Annotated in this window: 30 protein-coding genes and 1 pseudogene; 22 read left to right on the top strand and 9 right to left on the bottom strand. The window is 68.2% G+C overall.

The window, feature by feature from the left end; translation table 11 throughout:
- Nucleotides 1-62 precede the first annotated feature (62 nt).
- The 4 genes from KSP35_RS19785 (at nucleotide 63) to KSP35_RS19800 (ending at nucleotide 2,741) form a co-directional block, all read left to right on the top strand.
- Complete coding sequence (locus KSP35_RS19785; RefSeq protein WP_216997486.1) at nucleotides 63-698, top strand: peroxiredoxin; 636 nt, start codon at nucleotides 63-65, stop codon at nucleotides 696-698.
- 99 nt (nucleotides 699-797) lie between these two features.
- Nucleotides 798-1,238, top strand: a complete 441-nt coding sequence (locus tag KSP35_RS19790) for a group III truncated hemoglobin (RefSeq protein WP_216997487.1) — start codon at nucleotides 798-800, stop codon at nucleotides 1,236-1,238.
- Nucleotides 1,239-1,530: 292 nt separating this feature from the next.
- On the top strand, nucleotides 1,531-2,265 hold the full coding sequence (gene ric, locus KSP35_RS19795; RefSeq protein WP_216997488.1) for an iron-sulfur cluster repair di-iron protein: 735 nt from the start codon (nucleotides 1,531-1,533) through the stop codon (nucleotides 2,263-2,265).
- 35 nt (nucleotides 2,266-2,300) lie between these two features.
- A complete protein-coding gene (locus KSP35_RS19800; protein WP_216997489.1) occupies nucleotides 2,301-2,741 on the top strand; it encodes a group III truncated hemoglobin in 441 nt (146 codons plus the stop codon).
- Nucleotides 2,742-2,761: 20 nt separating this feature from the next.
- Here KSP35_RS19800 and KSP35_RS19805 read toward each other — a convergent pair whose 3' ends face one another.
- Complete coding sequence (locus KSP35_RS19805) at nucleotides 2,762-3,415, bottom strand: metalloregulator ArsR/SmtB family transcription factor (RefSeq protein ID WP_216997490.1); 654 nt, start codon at nucleotides 3,413-3,415, stop codon at nucleotides 2,762-2,764.
- Nucleotides 3,416-3,609: 194 nt separating this feature from the next.
- Between KSP35_RS19805 and KSP35_RS19810 the strand changes: the two genes are divergently transcribed.
- From KSP35_RS19810 to KSP35_RS19835, 6 genes are all read left to right on the top strand, one after another.
- A complete protein-coding gene (locus KSP35_RS19810; protein WP_216997491.1) occupies nucleotides 3,610-3,912 on the top strand; it encodes a hypothetical protein in 303 nt (100 codons plus the stop codon).
- 191 nt (nucleotides 3,913-4,103) lie between these two features.
- Nucleotides 4,104-4,856, top strand: coding sequence for a YwiC-like family protein (locus KSP35_RS19815; RefSeq protein ID WP_216997492.1), 753 nt, complete (start codon nucleotides 4,104-4,106; stop codon nucleotides 4,854-4,856).
- Between the two features lie 451 nt (nucleotides 4,857-5,307).
- Complete coding sequence (locus tag KSP35_RS19820) at nucleotides 5,308-6,093, top strand: DUF1971 domain-containing protein (RefSeq protein ID WP_254127276.1); 786 nt, start codon at nucleotides 5,308-5,310, stop codon at nucleotides 6,091-6,093.
- A gap of 33 nt (nucleotides 6,094-6,126) precedes the next feature.
- Nucleotides 6,127-6,468, top strand: a complete 342-nt coding sequence (locus tag KSP35_RS19825) for a cupin domain-containing protein (RefSeq protein WP_216997494.1) — start codon at nucleotides 6,127-6,129, stop codon at nucleotides 6,466-6,468.
- Nucleotides 6,465-7,103 (top strand): hypothetical protein, encoded by a 639-nt coding sequence (locus tag KSP35_RS19830; protein WP_216997495.1) that lies wholly within the window; start codon nucleotides 6,465-6,467, stop codon nucleotides 7,101-7,103. The genes KSP35_RS19825 and KSP35_RS19830 overlap by 4 nt, the downstream gene beginning before the upstream one ends.
- Nucleotides 7,104-7,184: 81 nt before the next feature.
- Nucleotides 7,185-7,721 carry a universal stress protein gene (locus KSP35_RS19835; RefSeq protein WP_216997496.1) on the top strand — a complete coding sequence of 179 codons (537 nt, stop codon included), beginning with the start codon at nucleotides 7,185-7,187 and terminating at the stop codon, nucleotides 7,719-7,721.
- Nucleotides 7,722-8,286: 565 nt separating this feature from the next.
- Here the strand turns inward: KSP35_RS19835 and KSP35_RS19840 are convergent.
- From KSP35_RS19840 to KSP35_RS19850, 3 genes are all read right to left on the bottom strand, one after another.
- Nucleotides 8,287-9,279, bottom strand: coding sequence for a hypothetical protein (locus KSP35_RS19840; protein WP_216997497.1), 993 nt, complete (start codon nucleotides 9,277-9,279; stop codon nucleotides 8,287-8,289).
- Nucleotides 9,276-9,833, bottom strand: a complete 558-nt coding sequence (locus KSP35_RS19845) for a hypothetical protein (protein ID WP_216997498.1) — start codon at nucleotides 9,831-9,833, stop codon at nucleotides 9,276-9,278. The genes KSP35_RS19840 and KSP35_RS19845 overlap by 4 nt, the downstream gene beginning before the upstream one ends.
- Nucleotides 9,834-10,130: 297 nt before the next feature.
- Entirely contained in the window at nucleotides 10,131-11,084 is a 954-nt protein-coding gene (locus KSP35_RS19850; protein ID WP_216997499.1) for a DUF4145 domain-containing protein, read from the bottom strand.
- A 277-nt stretch (nucleotides 11,085-11,361) separates the two neighbouring features.
- On the opposite strand from KSP35_RS19850, the gene KSP35_RS19855 reads away from it, so the two are divergent.
- The 3 genes from KSP35_RS19855 (at nucleotide 11,362) to KSP35_RS19865 (ending at nucleotide 14,002) form a co-directional block, all read left to right on the top strand.
- Nucleotides 11,362-12,630 carry a hypothetical protein gene (locus KSP35_RS19855; protein WP_216997500.1) on the top strand — a complete coding sequence of 423 codons (1,269 nt, stop codon included), beginning with the start codon at nucleotides 11,362-11,364 and terminating at the stop codon, nucleotides 12,628-12,630.
- 219 nt (nucleotides 12,631-12,849) lie between these two features.
- Nucleotides 12,850-13,425 (top strand): hypothetical protein, encoded by a 576-nt coding sequence (locus KSP35_RS19860; RefSeq protein ID WP_216997501.1) that lies wholly within the window; start codon nucleotides 12,850-12,852, stop codon nucleotides 13,423-13,425.
- The gene (locus tag KSP35_RS19865; RefSeq protein ID WP_216997502.1) at nucleotides 13,409-14,002 is read left to right on the top strand and encodes a hypothetical protein; all 594 of its coding nucleotides are present in this window, start codon (nucleotides 13,409-13,411) and stop codon (nucleotides 14,000-14,002) included. The genes KSP35_RS19860 and KSP35_RS19865 overlap by 17 nt, the downstream gene beginning before the upstream one ends.
- A 342-nt stretch (nucleotides 14,003-14,344) precedes the next feature.
- On the opposite strand, the gene KSP35_RS19875 is transcribed toward KSP35_RS19865, so the two are convergent.
- Entirely contained in the window at nucleotides 14,345-14,560 is a 216-nt protein-coding gene (locus tag KSP35_RS19875; protein ID WP_216997504.1) for a hypothetical protein, read from the bottom strand.
- Between the two features lie 289 nt (nucleotides 14,561-14,849).
- On the opposite strand from KSP35_RS19875, the gene KSP35_RS19880 reads away from it, so the two are divergent.
- Entirely contained in the window at nucleotides 14,850-15,107 is a 258-nt protein-coding gene (locus KSP35_RS19880; RefSeq protein WP_216997505.1) for a hypothetical protein, read from the top strand.
- Between the two features lies 1 nt (nucleotide 15,108).
- On the opposite strand, the gene KSP35_RS19885 is transcribed toward KSP35_RS19880, so the two are convergent.
- The 4 genes and pseudogenes from KSP35_RS19885 to KSP35_RS19900 form a co-directional block, all read right to left on the bottom strand.
- The gene (locus tag KSP35_RS19885) at nucleotides 15,109-16,881 is read right to left on the bottom strand and encodes an ATP-dependent RecD-like DNA helicase (RefSeq protein WP_216997506.1); all 1,773 of its coding nucleotides are present in this window, start codon (nucleotides 16,879-16,881) and stop codon (nucleotides 15,109-15,111) included.
- Nucleotides 16,882-16,902: 21 nt separating this feature from the next.
- Nucleotides 16,903-18,339, bottom strand: a pseudogene (gene mobF / locus KSP35_RS26225) (MobF family relaxase); the annotation flags it as partial.
- A gap of 204 nt (nucleotides 18,340-18,543) precedes the next feature.
- Nucleotides 18,544-19,227 carry a hypothetical protein gene (locus tag KSP35_RS19895; protein WP_216997508.1) on the bottom strand — a complete coding sequence of 228 codons (684 nt, stop codon included), beginning with the start codon at nucleotides 19,225-19,227 and terminating at the stop codon, nucleotides 18,544-18,546.
- 210 nt (nucleotides 19,228-19,437) lie between these two features.
- Complete coding sequence (locus KSP35_RS19900) at nucleotides 19,438-19,746, bottom strand: hypothetical protein (protein ID WP_216997509.1); 309 nt, start codon at nucleotides 19,744-19,746, stop codon at nucleotides 19,438-19,440.
- Here KSP35_RS19900 and KSP35_RS19905 point away from each other — a divergent pair.
- The 8 genes from KSP35_RS19905 (at nucleotide 19,733) to KSP35_RS19940 (ending at nucleotide 26,286) form a co-directional block, all read left to right on the top strand.
- Complete coding sequence (locus tag KSP35_RS19905) at nucleotides 19,733-20,080, top strand: hypothetical protein (RefSeq protein ID WP_216997510.1); 348 nt, start codon at nucleotides 19,733-19,735, stop codon at nucleotides 20,078-20,080. The two genes, KSP35_RS19900 and KSP35_RS19905, sit on opposite strands and share 14 nt — an antisense overlap.
- Nucleotides 20,081-20,355: 275 nt before the next feature.
- On the top strand, nucleotides 20,356-20,991 hold the full coding sequence (locus KSP35_RS19910; RefSeq protein ID WP_216997511.1) for a hypothetical protein: 636 nt from the start codon (nucleotides 20,356-20,358) through the stop codon (nucleotides 20,989-20,991).
- Between the two features lie 179 nt (nucleotides 20,992-21,170).
- Nucleotides 21,171-21,785: a hypothetical protein gene (locus tag KSP35_RS19915; protein ID WP_216997512.1), complete on the top strand. Its 615-nt coding sequence runs from the start codon at nucleotides 21,171-21,173 to the stop codon at nucleotides 21,783-21,785.
- Between the two features lie 5 nt (nucleotides 21,786-21,790).
- The gene (locus KSP35_RS19920) at nucleotides 21,791-22,486 is read left to right on the top strand and encodes an SAF domain-containing protein (protein WP_216997513.1); all 696 of its coding nucleotides are present in this window, start codon (nucleotides 21,791-21,793) and stop codon (nucleotides 22,484-22,486) included.
- Nucleotides 22,483-23,184 (top strand): hypothetical protein, encoded by a 702-nt coding sequence (locus tag KSP35_RS19925; RefSeq protein ID WP_216997514.1) that lies wholly within the window; start codon nucleotides 22,483-22,485, stop codon nucleotides 23,182-23,184. The genes KSP35_RS19920 and KSP35_RS19925 overlap by 4 nt, the downstream gene beginning before the upstream one ends.
- Nucleotides 23,185-23,237: 53 nt before the next feature.
- Entirely contained in the window at nucleotides 23,238-24,536 is a 1,299-nt protein-coding gene (locus tag KSP35_RS19930) for a CpaF family protein (protein WP_216997515.1), read from the top strand.
- Nucleotides 24,533-25,396: a type II secretion system F family protein gene (locus tag KSP35_RS19935; RefSeq protein ID WP_216997516.1), complete on the top strand. Its 864-nt coding sequence runs from the start codon at nucleotides 24,533-24,535 to the stop codon at nucleotides 25,394-25,396. Before KSP35_RS19930 ends, KSP35_RS19935 begins: the two co-directional genes overlap by 4 nt.
- Nucleotides 25,393-26,286 carry a type II secretion system F family protein gene (locus KSP35_RS19940; protein WP_216997517.1) on the top strand — a complete coding sequence of 298 codons (894 nt, stop codon included), beginning with the start codon at nucleotides 25,393-25,395 and terminating at the stop codon, nucleotides 26,284-26,286. Before KSP35_RS19935 ends, KSP35_RS19940 begins: the two co-directional genes overlap by 4 nt.
- The last annotated feature ends 12 nt before the right edge of the window (nucleotides 26,287-26,298 follow it).

Raw genomic sequence — 26,298 nt, forward strand, 5'->3', positions numbered from 1 at the left:
CGAACTGGTCGCCCATCCTCCGGCGTGATAAGTCTAGTGAGTACCAGAACTAAGGAGCTCGCATGACCATCCAGCTCGGCGACACCGCCCCCGACTTCACCGCGGAGACCACTGAGGGGAAGCTCTCGCTGCACGACTACCTCGGAGACGGTTGGGGCGTCCTGTTCTCCCACCCCGCCGACTACACCCCGGTGTGCACCACCGAGCTCGGGGCCTTCGCCAACCGCAAGGCCGAGTTCGACCAGCGCAACACCAAGCTCATCGGCGTCTCCGTCGACACCGTCGAGTCCCACAACGGCTGGTCCGCCGACATCGAAGAGACCCAGGGGAGCGCGCTCAACTACCCCCTCGTCGGCGACGAGGACCGGGCCGTGGCGAACCTGTACGGGATGATCCACCCGAAGGCGCTCAGCACAGCCACCGTGCGGACCGTGTTCATCATCGGCCCCGACAAGCAGGTCAAGGTCACCCTGACCTATCCGGCGTCGGTCGGCCGCAACATCGACGAGATCCTCCGCATCGTCGACGCACTCCAGCTCTCGGTCGGCGCCGGCGTGTCGACCCCGGTCAACTGGAACCTCGGCGACGACGTCATCGTCCCGCCGACGCTCAGCGACGAAGACGCCGCCGCGAAGTTCCCGAAGGGCATCACGACGCTCAAGCCCTACCTGCGGGTCACACCCCAACCCGACCTGTAGCCCGCTGGTCGACGGGCCGATGCGTCGGGAGCCGCATCGGCCCGACCGCGCCGACGCTCGAAGGAGCAACGTGGCTGAACGCCAGAGGATCAACGCCTCATGACCCCGACGGAACCCGCCCCTGCGCACACCAACTCGTGGACCGGCACGGCGGGGGATCTCTCGACTCCGGCCCAGGTGCATGACCTCGTCATCACCTTCTACCGGGAGATCGTTTTCGACGAGCTGCTCGAGCCGGTCTTCGGGGAGGTGGCCGAGGTCGACTGGGCCGAACACATCCCGCACCTCATCGACTACTGGTGCCACATCCTGTTCCGGACCGGCCCCTACGCCGGATCCGTCACCAAGACCCACCGTCACCTCCACGAGCTCGCTCCCATCCGACCCGAGCACTGCGACCGCTGGTACAGGCTGTGGACCCGCAGCATCGACGAACGCTGGGCAGGCCCACATGCGGAACACGCCGCCCACCACGCCGCCACCCTCATGACCGGGCTGGCAAAGCGCGTCTTCGGTTTCGACTGGGCCCCGCCGTCCTGAACCGACGGCCGGCGCCAGCGTCCAGCGATCCGGTGGCTTCACCGTCATGGTCTGCTCGTGATGAGGTGCCCGAACTGGTCGCCCGGCCGACACCGGCCCGGGGTCAAAACAGTCCGAGCTCGAGCCGGATGGCTTCGCTCATGCGGTCGGTTCTCCAGGGCAGCTGAAGACGAGGGCGATCTTGACGTGTCGACGGCCGGCATCCGTTCCACGACCCTCGCTCCTACCTCGTCTACGACGGATTTATCTAGCACCTTCAAGAAAAAACCACGTCAGCGGGTAAGCTGCGATCATGACCACGGCCATCGAATCGTCGACCACCCTCGCTGACGTCGTCACCGGCCACCCCGACCTCGCCAGCGAACTCGAACGTCGGTCCCTGGACTACTGCTGCGGCGGCCAGCGCACCCTGGCCGATGCCTGCGTGGCGCAGGGCCTGGATCCGGTTGCCGTGGCCCGAGAACTCACGGAGCAGGCCTCATCCGAAGCGTCGCCCGCGCCATGGACACACCTCGACGGCGCTTCGCTCGTCGACTACCTCGAGGACACCCACCACGCCTTCCTGCACGCGGAGCTTCCGAGGATCGCCGCTCTCGTGACCAAGGTGCGCGGGGTGCACGGGCACACCCATCCGGAACTGGTTGCGATCGAGTCCACGTTCGGGCATCTGCGCGACGAGCTGGAACCTCATCTGGCAAAGGAGGAGCAGGTCCTCTTCCCGATGATCCGCCAACTCACCGTCGGCGACCCAGCGGCACCGGGCTCGGCGGCCTTGGTAGGTGCGATCGGCCAGATGCTGCGCGAACACGATCACGCCGGTGCCCTCCTCGGGCGACTCCGCGCGCTGAGCGACGGGTACTGCGTGCCACCCGACGGGTGCGCCAGCTATCGCGCCCTCTACCTGGCGCTCGAGACTCTCGAGGCCGACACGCACCTGCACGTCCACATCGAGAACAACCGCCTGTTTCCCATGGTCGCCGAGCTCGGATCCCACGCCGACGTGCACAAAGCCGGTACCCGACCATGAGCGAAGGGCCCCACCGTCCACCGCCCAGCCGCGACATGGACACGCCGGCCGAGATCGCGGAGATGGTGAGGCGCTTCTACCAAGACGTGGCCCAGGACGACCTGCTCGGACCGGTCTTCAACGTCGTCGCCTGCGTTGACTGGCCCGCCCACCTGCCGAAGCTCAGCGCGTTCTGGTGCCGGGCCCTTCTCGGCCAAGCGGGCTACGTCGGCAACCCGTTCCGGGCACATGCCGAGGTGCACGCCCGGGCTCCGTTCACCAGCGCCCACTTCGAGCGCTGGCTCGAACTGTTCCACGACACCGTCGAGCTCGGCTGGGTCGGACCCAACGCGCAACGGGCCCTCGACCTGGCAGAGAACGTCGCACAGGTCCACCACCGCCAACTGGTCGGCACGGCCCTCCCGCCGGTCGCCGCGGACGAGGGCGGTGAAGGCCCGTGCCTCCTCGATCTGGTCGAAGACCACCGGGACCGGTGACGGGTCGCCAGGTGGCGCGCTCAGGCTGCCTCGGTGATGCGGCAGCGCAACCGGCAGCGGGCCTGGCGGGGGTCCTTGGCGATGAGCTCCTCGACCTCCATGCCGCCGACCGCTTCCGCGACACCTTGGGCCATCCCCAGGTGGAGGTCGCACACCACGTCTCGGTCCGTGAGCACCGCTGAGGCGAACGGGCAGGTCTCGAGGGTCACGGCGACCCGGTCACCGCGACGTCGAACGGTCGGGTCGAAGCCCTGCCGGGCCATCTGCTCGACGAAGGCGAGGACCGGGTCGGCGTCGAAGTCGCTGCCCTGCGGCATGCGCAGCCCGGCGCGTCGGCCCACCTCGACCGGGCTCTCCCCGGTCCGGACGATCTCGGTCAGCAACATCGACAGCCGTTCGTAGGGCCCGGTCACACCCCAGCGGGAGTCCGTCGACGGGTTGACGACGTAGCGCAGGCGTGGCCGGCCGCGTCCCGACGGCGGCCCGGTCGACTCCAAGACGAGCTCGGCCTCGACGAGCTTGGCCAGGTGCTGACGGATCGCGTTGTGGTTGAGCCCGAAGTGCTCGGTCAGCTCGGCCACGTCGACCTGCTCGGCAGCATCTACCAAGTACTGGAAGATGTCGTGACGAGTCGGGTCACCAAGCGCCCTGGCCTGGACCTGCAGTGTGGGCATCGATGTCATCTCTCGACAAGGGAGTGAGCTACCGCAACGAGTGTACGGCCGGCGAACCGCCTGGCGCCACGGTCCTCGGTGGATCGCATCGACAAACCGTCTTTGTTCGCGTCTAAGCTAGAAATATGGACGAGCCAGGAAGCCCGGGGGCCGAGGTGCAAGATCTGCTGGCGGGGTGGCGGGACCCACCCGGCATGGGGAAGATCTTGGTGGCCAGCTCGGCCATAGGCGTCGTCCTGTCGCTGGTGTTGATCACCTTGGGCATGATGGCCGCCGGGCAGGTCTGGCAGTCGTCGCTGGCGCTGGGCGTCTTCATCGCCTTCTGGGGTGGCCTCGGCTTCGGGTCCATGGTCGGAGGTGTCGTCTACCTGACCCGGATCGAGAAAGCCGCCAAGGCGCTCGAGGCCGAGACCTCGACCGCAAGGCGAACCGACGTCGCACCCGCCGCCGACTCGACCGCCCCGGAGCCCGGCGCGCCGACGGCCGAAGCGGCCTGAACGATGGCGCCTGAGCAGAGCTCCACCCGACCGAGTCATCCGATGCTCGCATCGGTCGTACTGGTCACCCTCGTGGTCGTCCTGATCGTGGCGCTCTCGATCGCAGGAACGCTCCGATGACGGCAGCGACAGCGGCGACAGGCCCAGCCCCTTCGCCTCCTGCGCCGAGGCCGGTCCTGCGCAGTGTGGCAGTGCCTTCGGAACACGGCGGGTGGGGCCTCACGCTGGAGCCGATCCTCGTCGGGGCCATCATCGCCCCGACCGCCACGACGGTCTGCCTCGGCATCGCGGCCATCCTTGCCTTCCTGGCCCGGACACCGCTCAAGGTCCTCCTCGTCGACGCCCACCGAGGCCGCCACCTGCCCCGCACCCGGACCGCCGCAGCGGTCGCCACCTTCGAGATCCTCGCCGCCACCGTCCTGGTGGCCCTCGCCCTTGCCACGGCGAGCGCACCGTTCTGGTGGCCGGCGGTCGTAGCCGGCCCGTTGGTCGCCGTCGAGCTCTGGTTCGACATGAGGTCTCGGAGCCGCCGGCTCGCCCCTGAACTCTGCGGCGCGGTCGGCATCGCGGCGATCGCTGCGGCGGCGATCCTTGCCAACGGAGAACCGACCAAGGTGGCAATAGCCGTGTGGCTCGTGCTGGCCGCCCGGGCCGTTGCCGCGGTCATCATGGTTCGCAACCAGGTCCGGTGCCTGCACGGTCGGCCGTCGCAGCCCGCAGCGGTCATCACCGGCGACATCACCGCCCTCGTCGTCGTCTCCGTCGCGGTCGTCGTCGAGCCGGTGGTGTTGTTGGGTGCCATCACAGTCGCCTCGACCGTCGTTGCCCAACACCTCCTGCACCGCCTGGCTCCTACCGGCCGTGCCGTCGTCCTCGGACTACGGCAGAGCGGCTTCGGCCTCGTCGTAGCCATCGCCACCGCCGCCGGCGTCCTGGCCCTCTAGGCATCGCCGTCGGCGTAGAGGAGGAACACCATGACCCCACCCGCAGCGCTGGAGATCACAGCCGGGCAAGAACCTCATAGGTAGCCGCCGTAGGACTCGCCGCGACACGTCGGACCGTAGGGGCGGCCCGGCGGTGTCCAAACATCGAGGCGACTGGGGACCTTGGGCCCTGTCGGCCGCCGTTGTGGCATGAGAGGGTGGCCGGACAAGCTCCGACGTAGAACGGACGACTCGGCTGACCGATGTTGCGGTCGCACGGGGCGGACGCCTGCTCTGAGCCATTGCCAGAGAGATGAACCGATGACCGTTTCCATCGTTCCGCTGCGCCCCCATGGCGTCGCATCCGTCCGTCACGCATGCGACGCAAGGGACGCTCTTGCACGGCAGTGCCGTGCGGGTTCACCGAGACGCCGAGCGTCCGATGCAGGCGGGTCGCGAACCCAGGCAGCCCATGCGAGGCGAGAGGGGCTCAAGGGTGGCTGAACAAGTACTGCCCGTCGAGCTCGTTGAGGGCCGGCACACGCCGCTCTTCGGGGGTACCGACCTTCCCGAGCCCCTCGCCGTCGTGCATCGAACGACGGTCTGGGCGACCTTGCACGTGCAGCAAGGTTCCGTGCGCTACGTCGAGCTGACCGGACCCGACGCTCCGGACATGCGACTGGAAGCCGGCGACCGCGCCGTCATCGCACCGGGAACCGACCACCAGGTCGAGCCGTCGACCGACGCGAGGTTCTTCGTCCAGTTCTACCGAGACCCCGACGACGAGCCGATCGGGCAACCTCGCCCGCTTCCCGCCGGAACCAACCGCCACGGCGGAACCTGGACCCACCGAGGCACCGACCTCGACTCCGCCGAGGAGATCCTCGAGCTCGTCACCCGCCAGTACGCCGACATCGTCCAGGACGACCTCCTCGCGCCGTACTTCACCGGCGGCCCTCGCCACCTCGACTGGCAGGCGCACATCCGGTCCGTGGCGGACTACTGGCAACACGTCGTGCTGCTCACCCCGGACTACGACATCGACGTCCTCGAGGGACACCGACACCACCACGACCAGAACGCCTTCACCCCCGAGATCTTCAACCGGTGGCTCCAGATCTTCATCGACGCCGTCGACGGCGGGTGGACGGGACCGAATGCCGAGCTCGCCAAGAAGCGGGCCACCGGGATGGCCCGCGCTATGGCATTGCGCTACCTCGGCAAGGGCGCCTGGACGCCCGCCGGGGTCGACCGGTGAACACCTTCGCCCACCAACAGCAAGGCACACCCCATGGAACTCGTTCGACCAACCAAGATTGCTGACTACGACACCAACCGCATCGTTGCCGTCGAGGTGCTCGCCGGAACCCACGCGAACGTGCGGATGATCCGCCTCAGCCCGGGTCAGGCCCTCCCGCCGCACACCCACGGTGCCTCTGACCTCTTCCTCCACGTCGTGGAAGGAGCAGGCGAGCTCGACACCGACAACGGGCTGGTGGCGGTCGCCGTCGGAGATCTCGTGAAGTACCGAGGCGACGAGGAACTGCGCATCGCCAACACGGGCGGAACGGGACTGACCCTGCTCGCCTTCCTCGCACCGAGCTTTCCGCCGGCACCGGCGGCCACACCGTGAGCGGCGGCCACCACCCGGTCGCCGCAGGGACCCAGGCCGTCGAGGTACGTGTGCCGGGAGCGAACTGCCCGCAGTGCTTCAACGACGCGATCACCCGGGTCCGAGACCTCGCCGGGGTCGTGGACGTTCACGCGTCGATCACCGGCGAGTGCATCGAGGTCCAGCATCGAGATGCGTCACTGCCGTTGGTGGTGCAGACCCTGCGCACCTACCTGCACGGCACCGACGACTCCTCCCACGAATGCCAGATGGTTTCGGTCGAGCCTGAGGTGATCACGGCAGCCTGCGGCAGCGAACCGGTGGCGGTCCGCCACGCGTACCCGAACCGGCCCGTGCCGATGGAGACGATGGTGGAGGCCACCCACAGGCTTCGAGCCGAAGGGTACGGCTCGGACTTCTCCGCCTCTGCCGCGGGGGACCTTGTCTGCAGGGCCTGCGGTACGAGCTACCAGCCCGAGAGCATCGAGATCGACCACATCGTTCGGTTCGAGGGAGACTCCAACCCCGACGACCAGGCGATTCTCTTCGCCCTGCGGTGCGCCGACGGATCCCTTGGTCAGTTCAGCTCTGCGTTCGGCGCAGGAACCCCGGTCTCGGATGCGAACGCCATGGAGCGCCTGCATCGCTGCCAATGAGCCGTGCAGCGTCAGGTTGACCAGGCTCCGTTCGGCCGAGCCCATCGCAGCTCTCGGTCAGTGGCGGAGTAGCCTGCGCCTGTGAACTCAGACATCGTGGTTGGCATCGACGGCTCGCAACACTCCGTGGCTGCGCTCGCCTGGGCCGTCGACGAGGCTCACCTCCGCGGCGCCCGCGTTCGAGTCGTTCTCTGCTGGTCCTACCTCGGGATCGGCGGTTCCGACCAACCAGTCGGAACGACCGAGGAGGATGCGAAGGCCACGCTCGACGCTGCAGCTGCAGTCGTTCCGCAAGATCGACGGGACCTACTCGACCTGGTCCCGGTGAACGACCTTCCGATCCCGGGGCTGCTCGGCCAGGCGGCGAGCGCTGCGTTGGTCGTCGTCGGCAGCCGTGGCCGGGGTGGCGTCAAGGGTCTGGTCCTGGGCTCGGTCAGTCGCACGATCGTGGAACGGTCGCCGGTCCCCGTCGTGGTCATCCCGACCCCCCCTGTAAGACGCGGCCGAGGAGACCGTCAAGAGCTCCCGAAATCGCCAGGATCGAGCGTCGCTGGCTTCTACAGTTTCTTCTACAGTGCCAGGCGGTACGAAGCGGTAGCAGTTGGTACACGCCGGTAGGCCCGGTTCATATAAGCCCAGCTCAGAGGTACTGCGAGGTACGGAACGGGACGGGTGGGAACGGTGACCGTGCCGCTCATAACCCGAAGGTCGCAGGTTCAAATCCTGCCCCCGCCACCATCTAACAAGGCGAAGAAGTGCAGGTCAGAGGCCCTTCCCGGAAAACCGGGAAGGGCCTCTCTTGCGTTCGGGGCCCAAATTTCTACTGCGATTTCTACTGTCAGATCTGGGAGGGCTCCCGCTCGGTCGCAGCCGATGCTCGATCCTGAGGATCGGGGAGCGTCTGGTTGAAGATGTGCAGGTCGATCTGCTGGAGCCCGAGTTTCGTGCGCTTTTGTGAGCGCGTAGAGCATCCGTTGTGGCCGAGTCGATGGCGTAGTAGGGGTCATCACTGGAGCCGGGTAGAAGTACCTGGTCGGCCGGGCGGTCCGCTTTCAACAAGACCGACTTGAGCGGCACCCGATCTCGGCGTGCAGGTCTGGACTGGCTGATGACCACTGAGGCCGTGGCCAATGAACAGGTCAGGCGACGCTGGGCCGGACGCAACCGCGCAAGTGCCTGTCGGCTAGATCGAGAGCTGCTCTGGCCTTGGGGTGCTGCTGCCGTCATCGAGAGTGAGGCGCACCAAGTGATGGACGGGCCTGTCTCTACCGGTGGTCGGATGTTCCTCGACCTCGAGGTCGACCTCGGCGACAACGTCCTTGTCGTAGAAGTTCGCAGGATCCTGGTCGAAGCTCTCGGCCTCAACGAGTCGGACTCGGTTGCCGCTCTGATCACGCAGCACAAGCTTGTCCTCGGTGCTAATCGTGATCATGTGCCCGCGCAGGGTGATGCGCTCGCTCGTGAACTTGCTCTTGGTGATGACTCGCTCCATCTCGCCGGCACTTGCTTCGGCGAGCTGGCCGAAGATCATGGCCCCATTGCCTTGTTGCCATCGCATATCCAGCAGAAGCGATTCAGAGAGAGTCAGCGCGCAGAGGCGGCGAAAGTGGGTCGCCACGCGAGGGCCGAGCCGTTGCAGGTCCAGCATCAAGCCATCGTCGCCTGAGTCTGCCGCGTCGAGCAGTCGGAAGATGTCGGCCGCCGCGAGGTCAGCGAGTGTCACCCCGGGGTCTGCCCCCGGAATCTCGTCGCCATTGATGGGCGCCAGGTTGCCTCGCAGCTCAAAGATGAGCGACCCGGGCGTGGCGGCTGGGTTCAGGTTGAGTTCCGTCGCCTGCAGGATGTCCTTGGGGATAGCTCCGGAGAGGCTCTTCTTGTTGCGATGGGCCATCCCAACAACGCTGACGAGGTCTTGGACGATGGTGAGGGCGCGCGTGGCCAGACGGACGGGAGCGCTGTGGCCATCGATCGCCTTTCCGTGAAGTCTCAGATCGAGCCGAGGCACGCCGGGCGACACCACACGCCGCTCGTGCCAGTCGGAGGGAGCACCGCCCTGCGACAGCGATGCCAGGGCGAACTGGTTGAGCTCGGCTGCGGAGAGCGGGGCCGCGTCGTCTTTGTTCTCAAGCGAGAGGAACGCAGCGAGGGCGTCGGCTTTGGTGCGCTGGTCGGTCACCACGTCACCTCCAGGTACCCTCGGCGAGGTTGAGCCTCCGCCAGTGTAGGGGGAGCCTGCTTGTCTGCGCCGAGGCGAAGGCGCTGCCAGTAGTCGTCCCAGTGGCCGCGAGCCTGGTAGTACGAACGGTCGCTGGCGGTCATCTTTGACGGGTCCACGACCGACTCAGCCACGATGGTGAACAGGTCGACACGTAGTCCTGTCTTGGCCCGAAGGACGTTGCGGCCCACCATCTCTTGGATGCGGCGTCGCTTGCTGGACCCGATAGCAGAGTGCTGGCTCGCCTTCAGCAGGTAGATCACGTCAACGTCGTCTGGGTTGAGCTTGTCCGTGACGAAGCTGCCGCCGACCCACATGCACTGAATAAGCGAGGGCGACGTGGCGCGGATCAGTTGCTCGGTCGCCGTTTCGAAGTCGTTCCAGACGTCGGAGCGCGTCGTCGACGCCTGTGCCCAGGCAGCGTCAACGAAGGCCGCACGCATCTCCGCACGGGTGCAGGCGTATCGGCCGAGCGGCAACAGACCATCGGGCACCGTGAGCGCGGGAACGGGCATCAGCTACCCAGCCCCCACACGGCTCGGTTCCACACCACTTCCGCCTCGTCAGCCACAACAGCCTCCGCTCCCCCGTCAGAGAGTGGACCCTAGATCAGCCACGAGTATTGAGGGGACCCTCCTCACCCGGTGGCGGAGCAGAGACCGGCGGCAGCAGGCGGCCCGGCCGGTCGAGGAGGTCAAGCATGACGAACGCGTTGCTCGCAGCATCAACCAGTCTCTCGTAGTCGAGCCCGGCGGGCAGATTGTCTCTGCGGGAACCGTGGCGTTCACGGAAGCGGACGTGATGAAGACGACCTACCTGCTGCGGCGGGAGGCCTCGCGTGCCTCGAAGATGATCTGCTGGGCAGCCTCGACCGCAGCGAAGGTCTCTGCACTCGTCGGGTCGTAACCCTCGTGAATCACGTCGTTTCGCGCCGACCTGATCGCAGAGCTCGTCAGGTCGACGGCGGTCTCCGGCAGCAGATCGAGATCGACCAACCCCTTGACGAGGTTGTGCAGGCCGCTTCCAGCAGCACCGAGGTTCTTGGCGCACGTCTCGACCGCCATAGCGGCCATTAGGACGGATGGTCGGCGCAGGTTGCGGGCCCAGGCTGCCCTCGCCTCACGGAGCAGCATGAGTTCGAGAGCGGGGTTGCTTCCGTCGCCGGCTGATCTCAGAGCGTGGACCCACAGATTCTCGCGAACCGGGGCGATGTGGGGGGTGTGGAGGATCATGCGCTGGCCGCCGATCTCCTTGCCAGGGTCAGCCCACACGTGAAGACCGGCGCCCTGCACCTCCGCCGTGTACAGCGGATGTTCAAAGCCGAGATCCTGCTGGGTTGCGACTTCCACCCAGGCCGACAGAACGAGGTACCAGCGCTCGACGCCGATGCGTAGCGCCTCAGCGACTCGGTCCTCGACCCTTGTGCCGACGCCGCGGCTGGGGCCCGGGAGCAACGACTCGTCGACGTGCTCGACGACCAAGAGGACAGCTGATGCAGGTGCGGCAGGGGTGTCAGGGATGCCAGGCGGTGGACCGTGCCAGAGGTGCGGCGCTTCGCCGCCGAACCTAGGAGGAACGACATCTGCCAGGCCAGGAGCGAACACCGGCGCCGGGTCGTTCATCGTCGGGCCGGCGAGCGGGAGGTGGATCGTGACGTCGATGCCGCCGACCACGGACGGGTGTGCCGACCCGAGGAGGTCGACCGCCACCCAGATCGGCGTGGGAAGTTGGTAGAGGCCCCGGACGGGCGCAGGCAGGGCGGTCATCGCCTAAGTGAACAGCCGACTGCCATTGGGGTCGAACGAGTTCATCGTGCGCCGTCTGCCCGAGCCGGTCAGGAGGCGGCGATCGTTCGCTCCGCGCCGTCGGCTGGACTCGGCTCGCCTCCTCGGGGTCGGTCGTCTCAGCGGCGGTGACGTGTAGGACGGAAGTACCGCTGGCCGGAGCTCCGAGGCATCTCCCGGAGCTTGAACTGGTGTAGTCGGTCGGCGCCAAACCTGATTGGCTGACGATCGCTCAGGCAGCTGGAGAGCGGAGGGCGGGATGAAAATCAAGTCGTTAGATGAGTTGCGGGCGATCGACGAACGGTCCCAGCGGTCAACGCCGTGGGGGTTTGCGATGGATGGGATGATGAACGAGGCTGACGCCGTCCGGGTCCACCAGGACCAGGTCGCCTGGCCCGAGCTCGTCGGCGACGTCCCTAGTGCCACCGTCGCGGCCATGAACCGTGTCCGGCTCACATTCGCCTACGGCGTCTTGGACTACGACCTGTTCACGGTCGCCGAGACCCTCAGCCGGTTTGTGCTCGAGCTCGCCCTCAGGGAGCGGTTCGTCGCGTTCGCAGACGGGCACCTGACCTTCGTCGACGTAGACGGCACTGTGGTGGTCGACCCTGTCATCACCTACGGCGACGTCGTTGCCCTCGTCGGCCATCAGCCCAAGCGGGGCAAAGGCTGGAAAGTCGAACAAGCCGGCATCGAGCCGAAGTTCAACGGGTCGCTGTCAGCTCTACGACAGTGGGCCCGCTCCAACGGACTGCTGCGAGGCCAAGCGAACCGGGTCAAGGAGAGCGCTCTGTTAGGCCTTCGTCACGAAGCCGCGCACCCAACTGGGTCTTGGACTGGTGGGCCCTCGGGCATCGCAGAGTCGATACGTCACACCGGTGAACTCATCAACCAACTGTGGGGTAGCCCGACTCCAGGCGGCAAGCACTACCCGGCTCCCGTGCTGCAACGGCCGACCATCATTGCCTGCACGGACGGCGGTCGGTCGACGATGTCTGTGGAGTCGTTCCTCGCCGACCAGTCCGACGTACAGGGTGCTACCTGCGTTGTCTTCGGACTCTGCGATCAGGACACGCCCGAGTTCTGCCACACCTGGTTCGACCAGACGGTCTTGCCCAGCCGATACCTGTTCGGGCCGGCGACCGTCGAGGAGACTGTTGAATGGCTCGTGCGTAACCGGCCCGCAGAGTGCCACGTCGACACCCTTGACCGCCTGTTCATCGACGTCGTCGGCAGCGACGAATGGCCCCTACGCCTTGAGACCCTCACGCCCACCGAGCGAGACCTCGGTGACGCCACATTTCGGGTCATTCTGGCCGACTCCCCCTGGGACGCCCGCGCCCTGGCCCGTGAGACCGATCATCCAGACGACGCTGCGACCCCTGAACCGAACCGACCCCCGAGGGCAGACCCGAAGGAGCGGGCGCAGCTCATTGCGACCGGAACCTGGGGCAGTGTCCGGCAGCTGGTCGCCGACGACGCCCCACATGCCGGCATTCCGTCGTTCCACGTCGGAATGAACTCCTGAGATCGCTGGCACGCGAGGGGAGCTCGGGCCACCGATTGGGTGGGGCCCGCTCATCTGGGCGTCCTCGGGCGGAGGATGCCGCACCGGTCGCGTTGCCAACCGCTGCCAGGTCCGTAGGGTCCGCCGGAGATGTGCGTCGTATGTGCCTGCTTGTCGAGGTACCGGCCTCGCCGGGTCTGTGTCGGCGTGCCGTGTTCGTTCGGCAGCCATGATGAACGGATGGACGTGATCGGGCTGGTGCTGGCGGGGTCGACGCCAGCGTGGACGTTCCCGATGGCTGTTGTCTCCGCTGTGATGGCCTCCTGCAGCCTCCTCCTCGGGCTGTCGACCCGGTCGACGGCCCGGAGGGCGCTCGGAGTGTCCGAAGCCCAAGAGGCCCGCCGCGACCCAAAGCTCCACCTGGAGCTACTCGACGGCGTAGCGTGGCGGACCCGTGGCGTGCGCAACTTCGCCCTGAAGGTCCTGGCGACGAACCCGACCGATCGAGACGGGACACTCACCCGGGTTGAGCTCAGGCTCACTTACAAGGGCCGCGACGACCATGTCCTGACGGTACAGATCCCGGCCACCATCGCTCTGCCGGACTGCCCGCCCGAGTTCGTAGCGCTGCCAGTCCCGACAGCGATGCCCGCCAACGGCGCAGTTGCCGGTTCGTACCTGTTTCGGGTCGACGACGAGGTCACCAGCGGTCGACCAGTCGAACGGTTTGAGCTTCACGTGACCGACAGCCGAGGAATCGTCAAGAGCGTCGTCACCGCTGCACTGCGGGAGGTGGATAATGGCGAGAGGCCCTAGGGCCGGGAACAGCTACGTCACGTTCCCTGAGAAGGACTTCGTCGACATCGTGGGTGACGGTCTCATCGCAGGATCGGTTTTCGAGGGTAAGGGGATCGCCGTCCTCATTCTGGACACGACCGAACGTCCGGACCTCGAAGAGATCATCCGCATCTCCCGTCACCTGCCGCCCGGCGACGTCAACATCCGGTGGGCAACCCGTAAGGGCCGCGTCGACCAAGTGATCCTGGAGATCACCTTCCTGCGCCCGATGGATGGGAAGGCGCTCCTGCTGTTCGATGTCGACACGCAGCCCCTGCTTGTCGACGCAGCCCTGAACGCCGCAGCGTTGTACCTCCAGGCAGGCAAGCCCGGTGACCGGCTCCGTCACGACCCCGACAAGCAGAAGTTGTACGTCGAGATCCCCGACACCGGCTTCAAGGACACGTGGGACGCCCTCTGGCGCAATCAGGCGGCAGCCTCCATCGCACGGACCACGGGCATCGCTCGGCGGAAGGCGCTGTCGTTGGCGGACGAGATGATCGCGGAGGCCCGCATCCTTACGACGATCAGAGTCGGCCCAGACCCAGCTCTCTGACTGCGCACGAAGGCAACCGGCGCTTATTGAGTCGGAAGCGGCAACCGGACCATGGCCCGGAGCGCACTGGCTGGCACCCGTAGCGTCCGGCCAAGTACGAGAACTGGTAGGCCCTCGCGGCCGTCCGTCGCTATGTATCGCCTAGCGAGTGTGTAGGCCGCGTTTCGTCCGATGCGCAGGATCTTGGCCGCCTCCTCGACGGTCATCACTTCTGCCTCGTTGGTGTCGAGGGTCATCACCCTGGTCCTTTCCGGTCCGGTCGTTTGCCCCCTATGCCTCGGCCAGACCGAAATCTCTCGGATCTCGCACGCCTGGCCGCTCGCCCCGTCCAGCCTGGCGGAGTCAGCCTTGGGTGCCTGCGCCTCGGCCGGTTGCCTCCGCCCAGCTGGCCACCTCGGGCCAGTTCCAGATGAGGCCCACCTGGAGTTCGGCGATCGGCTGGGGGAAGTCGGGGTATCTGCGGCGCCAGGTGTGGACGGACTCGGTGTGGGACAGGCCGAGGCGGTCGGCGATCTCTTTGGAACCGACGAGGTTTGCTGGGTCCACGAGGTCGGCCACGTCAGAACGGTACGACAGGGGAGCGGCACACTTAGCCGTTGACTAGGTACCTAGACGGTCGTACCGTTGGGGCTAACAGGTGGCCCGGGCGCGGTTGGCGCCGCCCCGGGCCTGGCCGAGACCCTTAGGAGGTCCCGACGTGGCAACCGTACCGAGACGTCAAGACCCGGCTCCGGAGGGAGGGTGCGGCGGCAGCTGCCCGGGCTTGGCGGTGGCGCACGGTGAGCCTGGCACCGTCGCTGGACACGACCGCTTCGTTCGGCTGCTCACTGCAGCTTCGGTAGAGCCGGTGGTGGCACTGATCGAGGCCCTCGTCTTCGCTTCAGGCCCGATGGACGAGCGCTCCACCGAGCCCGGCGTCCCGCACCTTGGCGACCTGATCCAGTTCGTGCAGGGTCACCAGTGGGCGGAGCCAGTTCTCGCGGCCCGGCTGGCGGTGGCGATCGCCGACCTCGGCATCGATCCGCAGCCTGTTGAGCCGGGTGAGCTGGGGGTGGCGAGGAATCGGGCCGCCGCTCGCTGTCGGAAGCGGCCGCCGCTCGATTGATTCACCGTTCTGGTTCGAGTGACGGGGCCTCCGGGGCACCGTGCGGCCGCTCTTGAAGCAGCTCCCAGGCGGTGGGCTGGGGGCCGGATCGGGCGAGCCGATCGGTGATGGATGCGGTGAGGGGGAGTGGGGGTGCCTTGGGGAGGTGTTCGCCGTCGAGGGGGTCTGTGGCCCGGGTCAGGTAGAGGTGGTTGGCGTGGCGGCCTCTCGTGGTGTCGACGTAGGCCTCGGGGCGGTTGGCACCCTCGTCGATGCGGCTGGTGGAGGTGTCGAAGGTGGCTCCTTGGACGGCGTAGGAGGTGAGTGAGTACGCCAGATCGATGCCGACGATTCGTCGACCGTCGGGGCCTTGGTGCTCGTCGAAGAAGCTGCGTGGAAGCTTGATGGTCCCGAGGTCGTCGAAGTCGACGGTGATTGCCTCAGCTGTCCGGTCGTGGCGCTCGTGGAGCGCGGTGACCGTTCCTGTGGCGCCGTTGCGGACGTAGGAGGCGGGGTCGTCGTCGGGGTGGAGGTGGCGGGCCGGGGTGCGGGCGGTGATGCGGTCACCCACGGAGAAGGCTCGGCCGCCGGTGGCCTTGAGCTCGGCGGCGCCGACCTCGCCGTTGGCTTGGAGGAGCCGGTGGGCGAGCCGGTTGAGTTGGTGGCGGGTTGTGTTGCGGCGATCGACCATGGGGTGGTGGTCGCCGGCCTGGTGAGCGTTCCACCAGTGGCTGAGCATGGCGGTGTAGATGTCGAGGTCGTCCCGCGCGATGTGGAGGTGTCCGGCGCCTTGAAGGGCGTCGAGGGCTTCAGCGATGCGCCCTTCTCGGAGGGCGTCGACGGCGAGGCGGTCGGCGGGGTGCTGGAGGCGGTGGCTCTCGGTCAGCTCGGGAGTGGTGCCGGCGTCGTGTTCGCAGAGGACTCGGAACATGCCGCCTGCGGCGACGGCTCCGTGTTGGGCGGGGTCGCCGATGAGCCGGAGGGTGGCGCCGGTCTGTTCCGTGAGCCAGCCGAGTCGGTCGAGGTCGGTGTCGGAGATGGTGGAGGCTTCGTCGACGATGAGGACGGTGCGGGCATCCAGCGGTGAGCTTGTGGGGTCGGTGTGGGCGAGGTGCCAGGCGACGGTCTCGCAGGTGATCCCGGCGGCCGACGCGAGGGTGCGAGCCGCCTCCCCTTTCACCGCGGCACCGAGGACCTTGAAGCCAGCCTGCTGCCAAGCGTCCACGGCTGCGGCCATGGTGGTCGTCTTGCCGGCGCCGGCGCGTCCGATCGCGCATTGGAGTTGATCGCCGGAGAGGCAGAACGATCGGACCAGGCATCGTTGCTCGGCGCTGAGCTTGGGGTGGCGAGCGATCGCTCCGGCGACGACCTCGGGGTCGACCTCGCCGTGCCGGGAGCAGAGCCCCTCGATGTAGCGGGCGACGATCCCTTCCTGGACGGCGAGCGCGGCGACGGTGGTGAACTGGCCGTCGTCACGGCCCTCAGGCTCGGTGAGTTGCCGGACGTGGGGGCTGGCGAGGAAGCGGTCGGCCAGCGCCTGGAGGTCCGAGGCGGCCATGGCGAGGGGTTGAACTTCGCCGTTGGCATCGGGGATGCCGAGGTGGGCGAGCCCGTGGAGCAGCTCGTTGCGTCCGAACACCGACGTGGTTGCGCAGACCCCGTCGGAGCCGGTGAGCACCCCGAAAACAGTCGTGTCGGCCGGCTGGCTCCGATCGGGGCTCTGCTGCGTGATGGACGACAGGTCGTCGGGGGTGAAGCCGTGGGCTCGGGCCCGCTCCCACCATCCGTCGAGCAACTCGTCGACCGGGGTGTGCTGTTTCGCTTGGCGTGTCTTGAGGACGATGTGATCGACATCGTCTGGCTGCGCACCTCTGCCGATGGCCTCTTCGAGCTCGGAGAGTGCTTCGTCGATCTCGGTCCGCCGGCGAGAGAAGTCCCGGAGCACGGGGTCCGGGACCCCGTCGACTTCCCAGGACCCGGTAGCTCCGATGCGCCAGCGGATGCCCAGGGCGGCGAGACGGTGTCGCATCTCGACTGTGGCGATCGCGGATGCGGCCTGTGCGTGGCGGTAGAGGTCTCGGGCATCGAGTGCCCGTCGTTCACCGTCGGGGCCGACGACGGTGTTGGCGACCACGTTGTGGTGGTGGGTGAACGGGTCGAGGGCTCGGCTGGTGAGGTGCTGGAACGAGGCAACCGTCCACCCGGCCCCTTGGAGGGTCTCACCCCGCACTCGGGTCGTGGCGGCACGCTCCTCGAACCAGCCGAGCGCCACATCGTTTCCCCTGCGGATCGCGCCGAGCACTGCCTCGCGCACGTCGGGCTCGGACAGCAGGGCGAGGACGCTGAGGGATTTCTCGGTGGTGAGGGTCACGTCGTAGCCGACCCGCACTGCTGGTGGCCGCCGCCGGTGCACGAACTCGACGAGATCGTCCCGCCGGACGAACCACCTGCCTCTGGTGCCACGGTGAGCGGGGAGCCACGCCTGGTGGACTTCGCGACCCTCGGCCAAGGTCGCCTCGATCGAGTCCCGTTGTGATTCCCAGCGCGCCGCCAATCGCCGGAGGTACTGAGCGGTCACCCCAACCAGCCGGGCGGCCTCTGAGAGCGGGAGGCTGTCGCCGGCATGTCCGCCCCGAGCGATGACCGAGGGGTCAGGTCCTTCGGCTCTGGCCGACTCACAGCGAGCCAGCTCGGCTTCGGTCACCCACATCGTCCCGTCCCGGTCGATCACCGGGACCAGGTAGGAGCCGTCGGGCTGCTCCGGGATCTGGTCCCCGTCGGGTCCGGGCTGTTGCTTCGAGGCTGCGCCGAACTGTTCGCCATCCTCCGGTGCCGTCTGTGCGTCCCGGTCGGCTTGATCTTCACCGGGACCGCCCCCTCGCCCAGGCTGGCCGGCGATGGATGTGACCGGGACAGGGACCGGGACGGGCTCGTCCCGTAGCGCTGTGACCTGGGCCGATCCGTCCCGGTCGGTGTCCCGGTCACCGATGTGGCCGTAGGAGAGCAGAGCTCCGATCTCCATCATCCGAGTCGACTCCCGAACCGAGACGCCGAGCACGGTCGCCGCATCATGGGCGTCGTACAGCGGTTGGCCGGCGTCGTCGCGCCTGGTCTCGTTGCCGGCGCCGAGGTCACTTCGGCGGCCTGCAGAGCCTCGTGCGGAGATCAGGCGTTCGCCGGTGCGTGGGTCTCGACCGGCGAGCACCTTGGAGAAGTCCTCGGCCTCGACGAGGCCCGAGAGCCCGGACGCCGCCGCCTGCGCGCCGAGCCAGCGTCCAGGTCCGTCGCCCCCGTCGGCGTAGTACGAGGAGGCCCCGGACGACGAGGTGCCGGTGCCCGTGTCGAGCGGGCTCGAAGTTCGGGGTTGCTTGTGGGACGGCGAGGTAGTCGACGATGGCGGCGACGACCTTGTCGATCGAGCGGCTCCCCGAGGAGCCGAGCGGGGTGACGGTGAACCTCACCGGGACACCGGAGCGGGATGCACCGCAGGTTTCCCGAAGGGAAACCTGCAAGTGTGTGGACGCTGGTCGGGGTGATCTGCGTGGGTGGTGAGCGCGGCGCCTCGGGTGCCGAGCGGAGCGGTGCGGTGGGGGTGGACCGGGACGGTCCGAGACGGGGTCATCGGCCCGGCAGGGCCGGGGCCGTGGGGGCTGAGATCTGGCTGGGATCGGGCGTGGGCGTCCGGCCGAACTTCGAGCCCCGGCGGCGGTTCGCCGGCGGCGAGGGCGTCGAGGTGGCGGCCCCATAGATCCTCGTGCTGTAGCTGACACCACGCCGGCACCCGCTCGAGCTGCCGCAGCGACAGCGGCCCGGCGGTCGTTGGCACGGCGATCTGGCCGCCGGGACTCTGGCGGCAAAATCCGTAGCGCTCCAGCCGGTCGAGCGTGTGCTGGATGGGGCTGTTTGCGCTGGTGCCACTGCCGAGGCCGATGGAACGTGACAGCTCCGTCATCGGGATCTCGATCGGATCTGCGTGCTGCCACAGGAGCGGCATCCGGCGCAGCAGCAGGACCGAGCTGGGCCCCAGGATCGGGGTCCAGCACTGCTCGACGTAGGGGTCGTCGAGCCCGACGCCGACTTGGCGCACTTGCGGGTTTCGGTGGGGCACGGCGTGGATGGTCAGGACCGGTTCGTTGCTCATGCCCCCTATGCGCCGGCATGTTCGGGATCTCTCCGGGCGTCGAGCAGAACACGAGGACCGGGACGAGATTTCTTCCGACCAGGAACGAAAGCAGGAACGAAACCGGGAACACGCGGCGCGACGGTCCGGCACCAACCGACACTGGAGGTGCCCCGAATGCCCGTAGACATCGATCAAGTCCTGGACCGTGAGTGGCAGCAGATCGCTGCGTCACCCGAAGCCAACCGGGCGCTGCGCCGGTGGGCGCTTCGCCAGCCGGCGCTGCGACCCTGCAGCAGCCTCGACGACCTGCTGGACCGTCGCCGGGACGGAAGCGCCGCTGAGCCGATCCTGCGGGCGTTGGTCAGCGAGGGCCGCAACGACGAGCTCGCCGCTCGGGTTGCGTTGCAGGCGCTCCTGCCCGGTCTGGTGAAGATCGCCCGTGACCGGCGCACGTGGCAGTCCGGCGCCATGGACGACATCATCGGGATCGCTTGGCAGGAGATCCGCGACTACCGCCTCGAAGTTGCCCGGTCGCATCGCTCCGTCCGTCATTCTCAACACCCGCCGCCGCTACCTCAACGAGTTCGCCGCCGACGGCATGCTCGAGGAGCGACGCTTCGCCCCCAAGGCAACGCAGTCGCCCAACCCGGAGGAGTGGGTCCTCGCCCGCCTCGACCTCGAGGCCATCATCCGAGGCGTCGACACCGGCTACGTGACCGCCGCGACCCTGGGCACGATCGTCCGCACCCGGGTGTTCGGCCTACCGCTCGCCGACGAGGCCGAAGCGGCCGGCGTCACGGTGCACGCCATGACGCTCCGCCGCTTGCAGGCCGAGTCGAAGCTCCGCCACCTCGAGCCGCTCGCAGCCTGAGCGTGCGCCATCCGGAGAACAGACCCTTGCCAGGCGTCCGGGCGGTACGTAGCGTTCCGTTCACGAGTCGCGGCCTCGGTCGTGACGGTCTCGTAGGCCCGACCAGTGGGCCATCCCCCCAACAGACCGGGCACGGCGGTGCCATCTCCTCGTCGCTCCCACACCGTTCGTCGGCCTCCGGTCTCCCAACACGGGTTTCACCGAGGAGGTGCGCCGTGTATCGATTCCGACCACAACGTCGGGGGGCCAGGACCACTTGGACGCTCGCCGTCATCATGGCGGTCGCCCTGGCGGCCGTTGGCTGCTCCAAGGATGAGCCCAAGCCGATCGCCGAAGGCACGACTTCCACGACCGCTGCGCAGACGACGATCAGCACGGACGGGCAGACCGACACCTCGACGACAATGACGACAACCGGGGCGCCGTCGACGACCGAGGTGAGGGGCGGCACTTCGACCACCACGGTCAAGCCCACCGCTACCGAGCAGCTGGTCATCAGCCGATACGAGGCGTTCTGGGACGCTCGGGCGGCTGCCAACGCCGCGCCGCCGAACCCCGACGATCCGGCGCTCCGTGATCTGGCTACGGGCCAGCAGTTGGTGACCGTCATCGCCGAGACGAAGGACAGGCGGGACCAGGGTCTGGCCATCCGGGCTGCGAAACCCTCGGTGTCAGCGATGCGCGTTCGGGTCCGATCGATCAAGGGCGACGTCGCCGTGCTCCAGGAGTGCTCGGTCGACGACGGGATCGTCTACCGCCAGGCAACGGGCGAGGTCCTCAACGCTGATGTCGTCACGCGAAGCGCTGAGGCGACCATGCGCCAAGTCGATGGGGCCTGGCGGGTGGAGACCACGCGGGTCCTTCAACAGTGGAAGGGAGTGGCCGGATGCGCACTGGCCGACGACTTCTGATCGGTGCAGCTCTCGCTGCAGCGGTCCTGACCTACGGGGCTTCACCGGCCGCTGCGGACTCCCGCCCTGGGGGCTACGTGGATCCGGGTGGGTCGCCAACTGCGACCGTCGAGGAGACCGGTACCGCCGGTGGCGGCAGTTCCGGCGGGGGTAGCGGCGAGAGCGACTGCCGATGGGAGGTGCAGATCGCCGATGACCAAGTACAGGCGGTTTACGAGGTCGACGGGACTCGCCTCTACTCATCGACGGGTCGCTGGCTCCAGAAGATCTGTGGCGCAGGGGAGCTGGTCGATCAGCAGCCTGAGGGCGGCTTGGTGGACGTGGATGCCTTGGCCCGAGAGGCGGCGGAGTCGGTGTCCATCGATGGTCCACAGATCCGAACGAGCCCGAGCGCCGGTGGTCTTCTCTACGTGCACGTCCCCACCTGGCTGTGGATCTCCGGCGACTGGTGGAAGGCGTACACGGCGACAGCATCGACCGGGCGGGTCTCGGCCACCGTCACGGCGAAGCCGGTTTCGGTGTCTTGGTCGACCGGAGATGGTGCGACCATCACCTGTGACGGGCCCGGGACGGCCTGGACGCCGGGCAGCGACGACGGCGCGTCCGATTGCCAGCACACCTACCGCAAGGCCACCGATCCAGCAGACGGCAAGTCGATCCCGCTGTCAGCAACCGTGACCATGGAGGTCACGTGGACCAGCAGCATCGGCCTCGGTGGAACCCTCGAGCCGATCGACCGGACCGCCACCGTCCAGGTGGCGGTGGGCGAGATCCAAGCGATCGAGACGGAGTAGGATTCATGGCTGCCCCCACACCAACTCGCCGACCGCCGGCCGACCGTGCGCGATCGAACGGCTCCGGACCGACCCCCGCGACCGACGGCACCCGAGCCTTCGCCGGCAGATCCTCCGGGAGGAAGGTCAAGGTCCCCGAGCTGGCGATCGGTCTGCTGGTCACCGTCGGGTTCGCCCTGGGAGCCGTTGTCTGGCAACTGCGGAGCACCGAACGGGTGCAGGCCGTCGTGGTCGCTTCCTCGATCGATCGTGGTGACACGATCACTGCCAGGGACCTCCGTGTCGCGTATGTGAGCGACTCGGACGGGGTCGTTCGGCTGGACCCATCACAGTCGGACTCGGTCGTGGGCCAGGTGGCGCTGGTCGACCTGCGGCCCGGAACGATGGTCACCCCGGATCTGGTGGCCGGTCAGGTCCAGCTCGACGATGGAACGGGGATCGCCGGCTTGGCCTTGGAGCCCGGCCAGTACCCGATCAGTGGGCTCTCGCCCGGTGACCGGGTGAACGTGGTGGTCGGCCCGGCCGACGGCGACGCCGAAGATGCCTCGCCGATCCTGGCCGAGCGCGCCGAGGTGTACGGGATCGAGGAGCTCGATGACGGCCGGCTCCTGATCTCGCTCAAGGCCAAGGAGAAGGACGCCAACGCCATCGCTGCGGTTTCATCGATGGAGCGGTTCCGGCTGGTGCAGGTACCGCGATGAGCACGGTGCTGGTCCTCGGGGTCAAGGGCTCGCCTGGAGCGACGACGACGGCTCTGCTTCTCGCCGGGTGCACCGAGGGTGCGCTGCTCGTCGATGCCGACCCGGACGGCGGGGTGCTCGCGGTCCGCCACGGCCTCTCGCGAGAGCCGGGACTGAGCACGTTGGCCGCGGATCGCACCGCTGGCCTCGGCAGTGGCGATCGCCACCTCCAGTGGATCGGCGACGTTGCGGTGCTCGTCGGTCCGGATCACCCGGAGCGGGCGTCTGCGCTGTGGGCCCGTGCGGGTTCGAGGTTGGCTGACTCGATTCGTGCGTACGGTCGTCCGACCGTCATCGACGGCGGGCGGGTCGGTCGGTCCCGAACCGGGGCGCCGCTGGAGCAGGTCGTCGATCTCACGGTCGTCGTGGCTCGTTCCGACACCGAGGGTCTCGTCGCCGCAATGAACCTGCCCGAGGATCTCGATGCCGGTCTCATCGTGGTGGACTCCGGACCGCACGCTCCTGCGGAGTTGGCCGAGACATCGGGGCGCGCCGTGCTCGGAACCCTGCCGCTGGATCGGAGGACGGCGAGTGCGGTCAATGGCGAAGCGTTGGCCTGGAGTCGCCGAGCGGCAACTCGTTCGCCTCTCGCTCGCTCTGCCCAGACGCTGGCCGGCGCGATCAAGGTCTTTTCCGCTGAGCGGGAGGGCGTTCGATGACGGCAGCGGTCAACGGGCAGGCTCGGGCGAGCGAGTCGCTGGAGCCGAATGCGATGCTCGTCTCGGACATCTACCGGCGTGTCGGTGAGCTGCTGGCCGAGGCCAACACCCGCAGCGAGGCGGCGGGGCGTGGTCGGCTGGCGGTTGATGACGAGCGGGCGCTGTCGCAGAAGCTCATCGCCGATGAGCTGTCGTCGCTTGCTGAGCGGGCCTACGCGGGCGGGGCGGAGCCGCTGGATGAGGCGGCCGAGGATGCGGTGACCGCTGCCGTCCTCGACCGGCTCCACGGCCTCGCCCGTCTGCAGCCGCTGCTCGATGATCCCGAGATCCGTGACATCCACATCTCCGGGGCGCATCGGGTGTGGCTGTCCTACCGCCACGGCGGCAAGGTCCGGGGACCTTCGGTGGCCGACAGCGACGCCGAGCTGGTTGCCCTGGTCGCCACTGCGGCCCGCCGCCTCGGACGGAGCGAGCGCCGGTGGGACAACGCCCACCCGGAGCTCAACCTCCAGCTGCCGAACGGTGACCGGCTCCATGCCCTCATGGCTGTGTCTGGCCGCCCGACCGTGACCATTCGCCGCCATGACTTCGACCTCTCCCGTCTCGACGAGCTGGTCGACCGTGGCGTCTCCGATGCGCTCCTCGCCGGGTTCCTCGCCGCAGCGGTGCGGGCTCGCCTGAACCTGATCGTCGCCGGCGGGACCGGCACCGGGAAGACCACCCTGTTGCGCTGCCTGATCAACGAGATCCCGCCGGAGGAGCGGCTCATCACGGTGGAGGACTCGCTCGAGATCGGACTCGACCACTTCGAGGAGCTGCACCCCGATCACGAGATGCTCGAGGCCCGCGAGGCGAACACCGAAGGCGTCGGCGCGTTCACCCTCGCCGATCTCGTTCGAGCTGCCCTCCGCATGGACCCCGAGCGCGTCATCGTCGGCGAGGTCCGTGGCGCCGAGGTGCTGCCGATGCTGCTGGCCATGTCGCAGGGCAACGACGGCTCGATGTGCTCGGTGCACGCCGATTCCTCGAAAGGCGTGTTCGCCCGCCTGGCCATGTACGCCGCGATGACCCGAGAGCGTCTCGAGCCCGAGGTGACCAACCTGCTCGTGGCCAACGCCGTCGACCTGGTCGTGCACCTCTCCTGGGTCGACGGCGTCCGCCGCATCACCAGCGTCCGAGAGGTCACCGGAACTCTGGAAGCCGGCCAGATCTCGTCGAACGAACTCTGGCGGCCGGGGCCCGACGGCTGCGCACGACCGGCTTCGCCGCCAACTTCCGAGACCCTGGCCGCTGTTACCGCCGCCGGCTTCGATGCTGAGCGGTTCCACACCGCTGAGGGGTGGTGGCGATGACCACGCTGGTCGCTGCCGTCCTCGGCGCCGGAACCGGTCTCGGACTCCTGCTCCTCGTCTGCGGCGTCACCGGACGCAGCGTCTTCACCGAGACGGGTCCGTCCCTCGCGGACCGGACTCGAGTCGCGGAGGCGTCGAGGCGCATCGCCGTCGCGGCCCTCATCGTCCTGGTCGTCGCCGTGGTCACCCGCTGGCCCGTCGCCGGGTTGCTCGCCGGCGCCGCCGCATGGACCGGGCCCGGCCTGCTCGGGGGAAGGCGCCAACGGGAGCGGGTCGTGGCCAGGACCGAGGCGATCGCCTCGTGGACCGAGATGATCCGGGACTCGATCGCCGCCGCTTCAGGCCTCGAGGAGGCGATCGCCGCCACCGGACGGGTCGCCCCCGGACCGATCGCTGAGGAGGTGCGGTTCCTCGTCCGCCGCCTCGATCACCAGCCGCTGCCGACCGCTCTGGTGGAGTTCGGCCGAGACCTCCACCACCCGTCGGGCGACCTGGTGGTCACTGCGCTGGTGCTCGCCAGCGAGATGGAAGCGAGCGACCTCTCCGGCCTGCTCTCCCGCCTGGCCGAAGCGACCCGTGGCGAGGCTCGGATGCGCATCCGTGTCGAGGTCGGCCGATCCCGAGTCCGGACCGCCGCCAAGGTGATTCTCGGCGTCGTTGCCGCCACCGTCCTGCTCCTGGGCATCGCCAACCGCGGCTACCTCGCCGTCTACGGCGATCCCCTCGGTCAGTTCGTCCTACTGGTTATCGGGATGATCTTTGGCTTCGGAGGCTGGCTGATGACCCGCATGGCTGCCATCGACATTCCCGAGCGGTTCACCGCACGCACGGCATCGCAACCGGGGAGCGCCGCACCGTGATCGTCACCCTGCTCCTCGGCGGTGGCGTGGGCCTGGGCATCTGGCTGTGTGCCCGTGCTGCGCTGACTCGACCCGAGCCTGTGTCGGCTGTGTTGGCCCGCCTCGATCGACAGCAGACCCCCCGAGACCGTGTCGAACCCAGTGCTACTGACCCGGGAGCGATCGCTCGACGCCTTCTCGCAGCCGTCGGCATCAGCAGCGACGCCCATATCAGCGACCTCGACATGATCGACCGCACAAGCGAACGCCACGCGCTCGACAAGCTCCTCGGGCTGCTCGCCGGGCTCCTCGGTCCGATCCTTGTCGCCGCAGCACTTGGCGCGACGGGGATCTCACTGCCGATCGGCTTCGTCGCGCTGGCCGCCGTCGCCTTCGCCGGTGGCGGCTTCGTCCTCCCCGACCTGACCCTTCGCGACGAGGTCGAGCGGCGGCGCCGCGCCTTCCGCCACGCCCTCTCGTCCTACCTCGACCTCGTCAACGTGTTGCTCGCCGGCGGCGCAGGCATCGAGACGGCCCTCCACGCAGCGGCGGAGGCGGGCGACGGCTGGGGCTACGCCCAGATCCGCCAGGCGCTCACCCGAGCCCGGCTCACCGGCCGCACGCCCTGGGACGCGTTCGCAGATCTCGGCGACCGCCTCGCCGTGAACGAGCTCGCCGAGCTCGGGGCGAACGTGTCGCTGGCCGGCTCCCACGGCGCCCGCATCCGAGCCTCGCTCGCCGCCAAGGCCGACACCCTCCGAGGCCACCAGATCGCCGAGACCGAAGCGTCCGCAGAGTCCGCCACCGAGCGCATGACCATCCCCGTGGCGGTCCTGCTCTTCGGCTTTCTGGTCTTCATCGCCTACCCCGCCGTTCAGCAGATCACGGACGTCGGAGGACCGACCCCCTAACCCAGGAGACCG

Origin of the sequence: Aquihabitans sp. G128 (assembly GCF_019048865.1) — a bacterium.
GTDB lineage: Bacteria > Actinomycetota > Acidimicrobiia > Acidimicrobiales > Iamiaceae > Aquihabitans.